The 8532-nt window shown below is 62.8% G+C and carries 7 protein-coding genes and 1 pseudogene; 7 read left to right on the top strand and 1 reads right to left on the bottom strand.

The features are described 5' to 3' along the window. On the bottom strand, positions 1-589 hold a 589-nt coding region (locus QZY07_RS23630; RefSeq protein ID WP_295408236.1), incomplete at its 3' end, for a transaldolase family protein. Between the two features lie 197 nt (positions 590-786). On the opposite strand from QZY07_RS23630, the gene QZY07_RS23625 reads away from it, so the two are divergent. The 7 genes and pseudogenes from QZY07_RS23625 to QZY07_RS23595 form a co-directional block, all read left to right on the top strand. After that, positions 787-1743 carry a CHAD domain-containing protein gene (locus QZY07_RS23625; RefSeq protein WP_295408234.1) on the top strand — a complete coding sequence of 319 codons (957 nt, stop codon included), beginning with the start codon at positions 787-789 and terminating at the stop codon, positions 1741-1743. Between the two features lie 22 nt (positions 1744-1765). Further along, a complete protein-coding gene (locus tag QZY07_RS23620; protein ID WP_295408232.1) occupies positions 1766-2299 on the top strand; it encodes an HD domain-containing protein in 534 nt (177 codons plus the stop codon). A gap of 95 nt (positions 2300-2394) precedes the next feature. Next, a complete protein-coding gene (locus QZY07_RS23615) occupies positions 2395-3417 on the top strand; it encodes a TerC/Alx family metal homeostasis membrane protein (RefSeq protein WP_295408230.1) in 1023 nt (340 codons plus the stop codon). Between the two features lie 666 nt (positions 3418-4083). Continuing rightward, the gene (locus QZY07_RS23610) at positions 4084-4725 is read left to right on the top strand and encodes a VWA domain-containing protein (protein ID WP_295408228.1); all 642 of its coding nucleotides are present in this window, start codon (positions 4084-4086) and stop codon (positions 4723-4725) included. 42 nt (positions 4726-4767) lie between these two features. After that, complete coding sequence (locus QZY07_RS23605; RefSeq protein WP_295408226.1) at positions 4768-5820, top strand: TerY-C metal binding domain-containing protein; 1053 nt, start codon at positions 4768-4770, stop codon at positions 5818-5820. 7 nt (positions 5821-5827) lie between these two features. Next, the gene (locus QZY07_RS23600) at positions 5828-7489 is read left to right on the top strand and encodes a protein phosphatase 2C domain-containing protein (protein ID WP_295408224.1); all 1662 of its coding nucleotides are present in this window, start codon (positions 5828-5830) and stop codon (positions 7487-7489) included. A 71-nt stretch (positions 7490-7560) separates the two neighbouring features. Continuing rightward, positions 7561-8532: pseudogene (locus QZY07_RS23595) on the top strand (kinase); the annotation flags it as partial.

Here is an 8532-nt window from a genome sequence, read left to right as displayed (position 1 = left end):
GGTAGCCAGCGACGTTTTCCGCTTTTTTATACCAATCGAGGATCCGCCCGACGAAGGGCGAGATCAACGTCACGCCGGCGTCGGCGCAGGCGACGGCCTGGGCGAAGCCGAATAGAAGGGTCAGGTTGCAGTGAATGCCCTGGCGTTCCAGAATCCCGGCGGCGCGGATGCCCTCCCAGGTGGCGGCGATCTTGAACAGCACCTGGCGGCTCGGATCGATGCCCGCGTCCTGATAGAGCGCCACCAGCCCCTCGGCGCGGCGCAGGGTGGCCTCCGTGTCGAAGGAGAGCCGCGCGTCGATCTCGGTGGAGACCCGACCCGGCACGATCTTGAGGATCTCGGCGCCGAAGTTGACGGCCAGTTTGTCCATGGTCCAGCGCGTCTGGGCGAGACGGTCGCCGCCGCCCCGCTCCTGACCGAACAGCGCAGCTTCCTGCATCAGGTCGCGATACTGTGGCATCTGGGCCGCTTTGTAGAGTAGCGAGGGATTCGTCGTGGCGTCCTGGGGCTGATAGTCGACGATGGCCTCGAAATCGCCGGTGTCCGCGACCACGGTGGTCATGCCCTTGAGTTGCGCGAGTTTGTTCATGAGTCGGTCTCTCCGGGTTGGGTGTGAGCGGTCAGTGCATGACCTTAGCTCAATCGGATGACGGTTTCGACCGCTCGCGCCGCGTGAGGTTTGCCAGACGGCGTCGATCCATCATACTTCCAGCGAAGTAAGGGATCCTTCCACGCTCCGCCAGGCGCGCGTGGCCACTGAGATCAACCAGACAGAGGGACCGGCAAATGACTAAATCCAGCGCGCCCGACCCATCGCTCGATCCGACCCAGCGGGCGGATGTCGTCGCCAAGGGGATCCTGAAGAGACAATTCGACACCCTGCTCGCGAATCTCGATGGGGTGCGGGCGAACCAGGATCCCGAGTGTCTGCACGATCTGCGCGTCGCCACGCGGCGGACCCGCTCAGCGCTGACGCAGATCAAAGGAGTCTTCCCGGACGAGCTGGTGGAACTGTACCAATCCCGTTTTGCCTGGCTCCAGCAGGTAACTAATCCGCTGCGCGATCTGGATGTGCATCTGCTGCAGTTCGACGGCTATGAACAGAGTCTGCCCGCATCCCTGCGGCCTTCACTGGAGCCGCTGCGCGCCTATCTCCTGACACTCCAGGAGGGCGAACATGGTCGATTGCTGGCCGCGCTCGACGCCGATGCGTTCGCCCGGCTGGTCGAGGACTGGCAAGCCTTTCTGGACGCGCCGGTCCCCGAGGTATCCGGCACCGCCAATGGTAGGCGCCCCGTCAAGGAGCTTGCCGACGCGCGTATCTGGCGACTCGTCAAGCGGGTGCGCCGGGAGGGTCGGGCGCTGCGGGCGGATTCCCCGCCCGAAGATCTGCACGAACTGCGCAAGAGCTGCAAGAAACTGCGGTATCTGATGGAGTTTTTCCAGACGCTCTATCCCGACCACGACATTCGGTGTCTGATCGATCTGCTCAAGACCCTGCTCGATCATCTCGGCGGGTTTCAGGATCTCGTGGTCCAGGTTGGCCATCTGTCCGAACTCGCGCAACGGATGCGCGACGAGGGGCGCGCGGAGACTGCAACCCTGCTGGCCATGGGTGCCTTGATCGGACATCTGCTGGAGCGCCAGCAGACCCTGCGCGACGACTTCGCGGAGGTCTTTGCCGACGCTTTCGATCAGGAGCGGCGGTTCTTGTGTCGCGAACTTTTTGCCTCCGGGCGCTGAACCGACATCCGGCGGAGGAGCGATGAATCAAACAGACTTTGCGCTTGTGGTCGACGCCCTGAGCTTTGCCGCGCACAAACATCGGGATCAACGTCGCAAGGACCGGGATGCCTCGCCCTATATCAATCACCCCATCGCGCTCATGCGCGTGCTCTCCGTGGAGGCGGGCATCCAGGATCCGCTCGTGCTCGGCGCGGCCCTGCTCCATGACACGGTGGAAGACACCGAGACCACGCCCGAGGAGCTCGCGGAGCGGTTTGGCCCGGCGATCCGCGATCTGGTGCTGGAGGTCACGGACGACAAGGCATTGCCCAAGGCCGAGCGGAAACGCCAGCAGGTGCTGCACGCCGCGGGCGCCAGCGAAGGGGCGCGGCTGATCAAACTCGCCGACAAGATCTGCAACCTGCTCGATGTGGCGGACCATCCGCCGAACGGTTGGGATCTGGCGCGCCGCCAGGAGTATTTCGATTGGTCCGCCGAGGTGATCGAACAGTTACGCGGGACGCACCCCGGACTGGAAGCGATTTTCGATCAGGCGCTCGCCCGGAGGCCCTGAACGATTGTGGCCGCTCCGCTTTATTGAGACACTCATCGGCCCGCGCCCTCGGCGCTCGTTTTCTCAAATTTAAAGCTCAATCTCAGGAGCACTGTATGGAGCATTTCGGGTTTCCCGTCGAAACCATCGTCATCTTTTTGGCCGTGGTCGGGGTGTCGATTTATCTGGATCTGTTCGCGCACAAGAAAGCGACCGAGATCAGCGTCGCCGATGCGGCCAAGTGGTCCGTCTTCTGGATCGCTCTCGCGCTGAGTTTCTATGGCTATCTGTGGGGGCGTTTCAGTAAGGAATGGGCGGATCTGTACCTGGCCGGCTATTTTCTCGAAAAGAGTCTCTCGGTGGATAACCTGATGGTCTTCATGGCCATCTTCGCCTCTTTCGGCATCAAATCCGTGCTGCAGCATCGCATCCTCTACTGGGGCATTCTTGGCGCGCTGGTCTTCCGCGCGATTTTCGTGCTGATCGGTACCAGTCTCTTCATGGCGAGCCCCTGGGTCGGTTTCGTCTTTGCCGCGCTGGTCGCCTGGAGCGGCGTGCAGATGCTTAAGAGCGGCGGCGGCGGGGGCGAGATCGAGGATTATTCTGATCACTGGAGCGTGCGTCTGACCGGCCGGATGATGCCGATCTACACCAAGCTGCATTTCGACCGCTTTTTCGTCCGGCACCAGGAGATCTTCGTCAATGGCGAGACCGCGAAACAGGTCACCCGCAGTGGCGCGCTCTATGCGACACCGGCTTTCCTCTGTCTGGCCGCCATCGAGACCTCGGACCTGGCCTTCTCATTCGACTCCGTGCCGGCGGTCATCTCGGTGACGCAGGAACCCCTGCTGGTCTACGCGGCCATGATCTTCGCGATCCTGGGTCTGCGCAGTCTCTATTTCGTGCTGGCGGCCCTGACCCGTTATCTGGTCTATCTGGAAAAAGCCGTCATCGCGCTGCTCTTCTTCATCGCCACCAAGATGACGCTGCAATCCTGGAACCATGCCATCGGCGATACGGGGATACACATTTCTCCCGGAGTCAGCCTCATGATCATTCTTGGCACCCTCGGCATCGGCGTCGTCGTCTCGCTGATGTTCCCCGGCCCGAAGGACGAGGACGCCAAGGATCGCGCATAGGCCATGAAACCGGGGTTCTCACCGGCATTCAAGTTTTAAACCGCGTCCAGAGCGAGGCACTGAGAGTTTCGAGTGAGTTCGAGGTTTGGCGCATCCACGTTCCTTGGCGGGGACGCGGTTTACAATTTCTATTTTTTAATTGCTTAAACCGCGCCCGCTCCGACCGTCACAGAGGCTGCCGAGGTTGTTCCAATCCAAAAACATCGCCTACCGCGCTGGGCGCGGTTTATTGGGTCTCCGCGTCCGTCTCCACCGGCAGTCAGAAGGTCGATCAGGGACGCAAGAAGGTCACGGGGCTCGACGATCTCCCGCCGCGCCCGAAGTGAACGTGGTTCTGTGAGGGGATCCCAATGGGCATTTCGCTGAAAAAAAAGCCAGGGCGTCAACCTCAGGAAGAGCGAACACGACCTCTCGCGCGTGACCATCGGTCTCGGCTGGGATATCAACGAGGATCGGCACGCCATCGGAGTCCGACACGTTCGCTAAGTGGCTCAAGCAATATGTCTAGTCGTCAGTGAACCCGAGCGCGGCAGTCGAACCGAAAAAACGCAAAGGACAAGAAGAAAAACCATTAGCTATCATCATGTTACTGCCAACTGCCAACTGCCAACTGCCAACTGCCAACTGCCAACTGCCAACTGCCAACTGCTCTCCGGGCACGCCAACATGAGCATCAGAAGACTTCCAGTGTACATCCTGCTCGATACCTCCGGATCGATGCGCGGCGAGCCGATCCACTCGGTCAATGTCGGCTTGCAGGCGATGTTGAGCGCGCTGCGGCAGGATCCCTACGCGCTGGAGAGCGTCCATCTCTCCATCATCACCTTTGACATCCAGGCGCGCGAATCGCTGCCGCTGACTCCGCTGGCCGATGTCAAGCTCGACGAGATCCCGGCGCCCGCGTCCGGCGCGACCTTTATGGGCGCGGCGCTGGAACTGCTGATCCAGTGCGTCGACCGCGACGTGAAAAAGAGCACTGCCGACGCCAAGGGCGACTGGCGTCCGCTGCTGTTTCTCATGACCGACGGCAGCCCCTCGGATCTCCATGCCTTTCGGCAGGCCATCCCCGAGGTGAAGAAGCGCAATTTCGGCTCGATCGTCGCCTGCGCCGCCGGTCCCAAGGTCAAGCAGGAGGCACTGCGCGAACTGACCGACCGGGTTGTCCTGCTCGACACCATGGATGCAGCGACCTTCTCGGGCTTTTTCAAATGGGTGTCGGCGAGCGTTGCCGCCGGATCGAGCAGCGCGGGCGTGTCGGATCAGGTGACGCTGCCGCCGCCGCCGCCCGAGGTGCAACTTGTGCTGTGATCGAACTGAACGCCAACCGATGGCACCGCAAAGGAGCAACGCATGCGCAGGCTTCCCGTGTTCTTCGTCCTGGACTGCTCGGAATCCATGGTGGGCGACGATCTCCGACAGATGGAAGACGGCTTTCAGGCCGTTGTCCGCGCGCTGCGCGCCGATCCGCACGCGCTTGAGACCGTCCATCTCTCGGTGATCGCCTTCGCGGGCGTCGCCAACACCATCGTCCCGCTGATCGAGGTGTTTTCCTTCTATCCGCCGAAGCTCCCGCTGGGCGGCGGAACCAGTCTCGGGGCCGCGCTCGATGCGCTGATGGCGGAGATCGACCGCTCGGTAGTCAAGACCACCCCTGACCAAAAGGGCGATTGGAAGCCGCTGGTCTATCTCTTCACCGACGGTCATCCGACCGACGATCCTGGTCCAGCCATTGCGCGTTGGAATTCGCGCTACGCCAGGAGCGCCTCCCTGATCGCGGTCGGGATCGGCAAGGATGCCGATTTTTCGGTGCTGAAGCGCCTGACCGAGAATGTCATCCTATTCGAGGAGACGCGGGAGGGCGATTTCAGCCGATTCGTCAACTGGATCAGCGCCTCCGTCGTCGCCCAGAGCAAGAGCCTGGGCGAGGGGCTCGACAGCCAGGCCCTGCCGGATCTGGACGAGCGTTTCATGAAGATCGTCAAGGAACCTCCGCCAGCCCTCGCCGATGCGGCCTGCGTGACCCTGGTCGGCCGCTGTCAAAAGACCCGCAAGCCCTACCTCATCAAATATGAGCGCGAGCTACAGGATGTCGCCACGCTCGACTTCAAGTTCGAGATGCCGATGTACCGGCTCGCGGGCTGCTATCCGCTCGATGAGGACTATTTCGCTTGGTCGGATGCTCGCGCCGTCGACCTGAAGGTCAATACCTCCGATCTGATCGGCGCACCGGGCTGTCCGCACTGCGGCAACGCCACCGCCTTCGCGGTCTGCGGATGCGGGAAACTTCTGTGCATCAATGGTCCCGAAGAGGCGACCTGTCCCTGGTGCGAAAAGCAGGTGACTTTCCGTCCCCGCCCGGCGAACGAGGATGACGGGTTTGACGTTGGGCGCGGCAGAGGATGACGGCGCGATGACATCCGCCGCCCGCAAGCCAACGCCCGAGCAGCGTCAAATACTGGCGCCGGAGATCGAGAATCTGCTCTGGGGGCTGTTCGGACCCAATGATCGTCCGTTCTTTGACCGGAGCGATATTGCGCCGATTGCGTTGGATGAGTTTGTCCAGTGCGACGAGGTTTTCGAGGAGACCTTTCGCTTTCTTGACGCGCTGACGAGGATTTGGAACCGGCGCTGTCCGGGAAGGCCGCTCAAACCCTGCGCTCAGGATCGGCAAGCCAAGGAGATTGCGACGCCGATGGTGCTCCCGGATCTGTCCGAAACGCCTGTTTCCAAGCGCCAGGAGTCCGGCGCCGACGATGAGTTGACGCCGGCGGCGGATGCGAACATCGAGGAGACGTCAGTTATGCCCCTTCCGCGCCCGCCCGACACGCCGACGTCCGGATCCGCGCAGGGCAGGCCCGGACAGGTTTCACCGGCCAGCACAGCGCCCGCCAAGCATCGGGAGCCCAGGGCCAGCTTCCAACTGCCCAATGGTAAGGTGGGCGTCGACTATGCCGCGCGCATCGAGGGACGGGATGCGGAAGGTCGGCCGGTGCGTATTCGGGATGTCCGGATGCCCGAGGGTCTGGGTCTGTCCTTCGACCCGGACAGCGGCGAACTGCGCGGAATCCCCGCGTTGGACGGCGACCACCGACTCCCGTTGAGCTGGTCCCTGGACGAGAAAACGCGCTATTCGGGCGAGTGTCTGCTGATCGTCAACCCCGATCCCAAGAGCCTCTGGAAGGTGATCGAGCCGCCGGACGGTTCGCTTTACCTCAAGCCTCATGCGGATCGCCGCCTGCTGACCGGTCGCGGGTTTCGCATCGCCGCCGCCAGTCGGCGCGGACGCTCGCACGAGCACGCGGGAACCTTCCGCGACGACGATTTTTTCATCGGCCATGATGCACAGACGCAATGGTCCCTAATCCTGGTCGCGGACGGGGCCGGTAGCGCGCGATACTCCCGCGAAGGCGCCCGGCTGGCCGTTGCAAGCGCCGGCGCGCAACTGTCGGAAGCGCTGGCGGGCGAGATGAGCGCCAGGATGAACGCCGCCCTGCACGGTTGGGAGGCCGATCCCGAGGGCGTCGCGCAGGCCATGGGCGCCGAGTTCCATTCTCTATTCCACAAGGCGGGCACGCTCGCCGTGCAGTCCATCGAGCAGGAGGCACGGAGCGCGGGCGCCGAGGTTCGGGATTATGCGACGACCCTGCTCGCCGCGGCGGTCAAGCGGCAGGACAGCGAGACCTTTCTGGCGACCTTCTGGATGGGCGATGGCGCCATCGCGGCCTATGGGCCGCGCGGCAAGGTCCGTCTGATGGGCACGCCCGACGGCGGCGAGTTCGCCGGTCAGACGCGCTTTCTGGATCGCGCCGCGCTCGCCGATCAGGCGTTCGCCAGGCGTATCGGCATTGGCCGTTATGCCGACCTGACCGCCGTCATGCTGATGACCGACGGCGTCTCCGATCCGCGTTTCGAGACCGATAATGGCTTGAACGATCCGGCGAAATGGGACGGACTCTGGGACGACATCGCACCGCTGCTGGCCTCGCCCGAGCCCGACCGAAGCCTGGTCGACTGGCTGCATTTTTTCTCGCCGGGACATCATGACGACCGCACGCTCGCGCTGCTCTGGTGAGCCCGATGCCAGCGCTCTGTCTCCGTGTCCGGGCGCCTGCGTGAGCGCCAACCCCGATCAAGGAGCCACCGATGGCAAAGATTGTCACCTGTGAAACGCTCGACGGCCAGACGATCCAATTCGTCGACGAGGTCATCGGATCGGGTGCGATGAAGGAGGTGCACTTTTCGCCCGACCGGTCCTATGTCGTCGCCTTCTACAAGACCCCACAGGACAATCAAGCCAAAGAGCGTCTCCAGATGATCGCCGGCAAATACCGGGAGAGCATCTTCCACCAGATTGGCGGCGATTATTGGCAAAATCTCTTCTGCTGGCCAACGGCGGTGCTCGAACGCGAGGGTCGGCTGGGACTGGTGGCACCGACCTATCCGGGGCATTTCTTTTTCGAGCATGGCTCGAAAAACAACGACATGCTCGGCATCAAGGGGAAGGAGAAGGAGGGCAAGTGGTTCGCGGCGGCCAATCTGCGCAACCGCTTCGTCGACCCGCGCGAGCTGGGCGACTGGCTCAACCATCTGAAGGTCTGTCTGCTGCTCGCGCGTGCCGTGCGTCGCTTGCACATGGCCGGACTCGCGCATTCCGATCTGTCGTACAAGAACGTCCTGGTCGATCCCTCCCAGGGGCTTGCTTGCGTCATCGATGTCGACGGTCTGGTGGTTCCCGGTAAATATCCGCCGGATGTGGTCGGCACGCCGGACTTCATCGCCCCCGAGGTGGTTGCCACCGCCCATCTCCCGAAAGACGACCCCAACCGCAAGCTGCCGCGCCGCGAGACCGATCTGCACGCACTCGCGGTGCTCATCTATCTGTATCTGCTCTATCGGCATCCCTTGCGCGGGGCCAGGGTCCACGACATCGACGACGAACAGCGCGACGAACAGCTTTCGATGGGCGAGCGCGCGCTTTTTGTCGAGCACCCGACCGACCGGAGCAACCGCATCCAGGCCGCTCGCGCCAAGCCGACCGAACTGCCCTGGGCCGATACCGAGCGGCTGCCGTACACCCTCACCGGCCCTTATCTGTCCCGACTGTTCGAGCAGTCC

It is taken from the genome of uncultured Thiocystis sp., assembly GCF_903866365.1.
GTDB lineage: Bacteria > Pseudomonadota > Gammaproteobacteria > Chromatiales > Chromatiaceae > Chromatium.
The sequence above is the reverse complement of the archived record's forward strand: the minus strand, read 5'-3'. Positions and strand labels throughout refer to the sequence as shown.

What these genes read in the sequence shown, in the direction of transcription:
- QZY07_RS23620 (WP_295408232.1), top strand. Translation starts at nt 1,766, where the DNA reads ATGAATCAAACAGACTTTGCGCTTGTGGTCGACGCCCTGAGCTTTGCC.
- QZY07_RS23605 (WP_295408226.1), top strand. Translation starts at nt 4,768, where the DNA reads ATGCGCAGGCTTCCCGTGTTCTTCGTCCTGGACTGCTCGGAATCCATG.
- QZY07_RS23610 (WP_295408228.1), top strand. Translation starts at nt 4,084, where the DNA reads ATGAGCATCAGAAGACTTCCAGTGTACATCCTGCTCGATACCTCCGGA.
- QZY07_RS23600 (WP_295408224.1), top strand. Translation starts at nt 5,828, where the DNA reads ATGACATCCGCCGCCCGCAAGCCAACGCCCGAGCAGCGTCAAATACTG.
- QZY07_RS23625 (WP_295408234.1), top strand. Translation starts at nt 787, where the DNA reads ATGACTAAATCCAGCGCGCCCGACCCATCGCTCGATCCGACCCAGCGG.
- QZY07_RS23615 (WP_295408230.1), top strand. Translation starts at nt 2,395, where the DNA reads ATGGAGCATTTCGGGTTTCCCGTCGAAACCATCGTCATCTTTTTGGCC.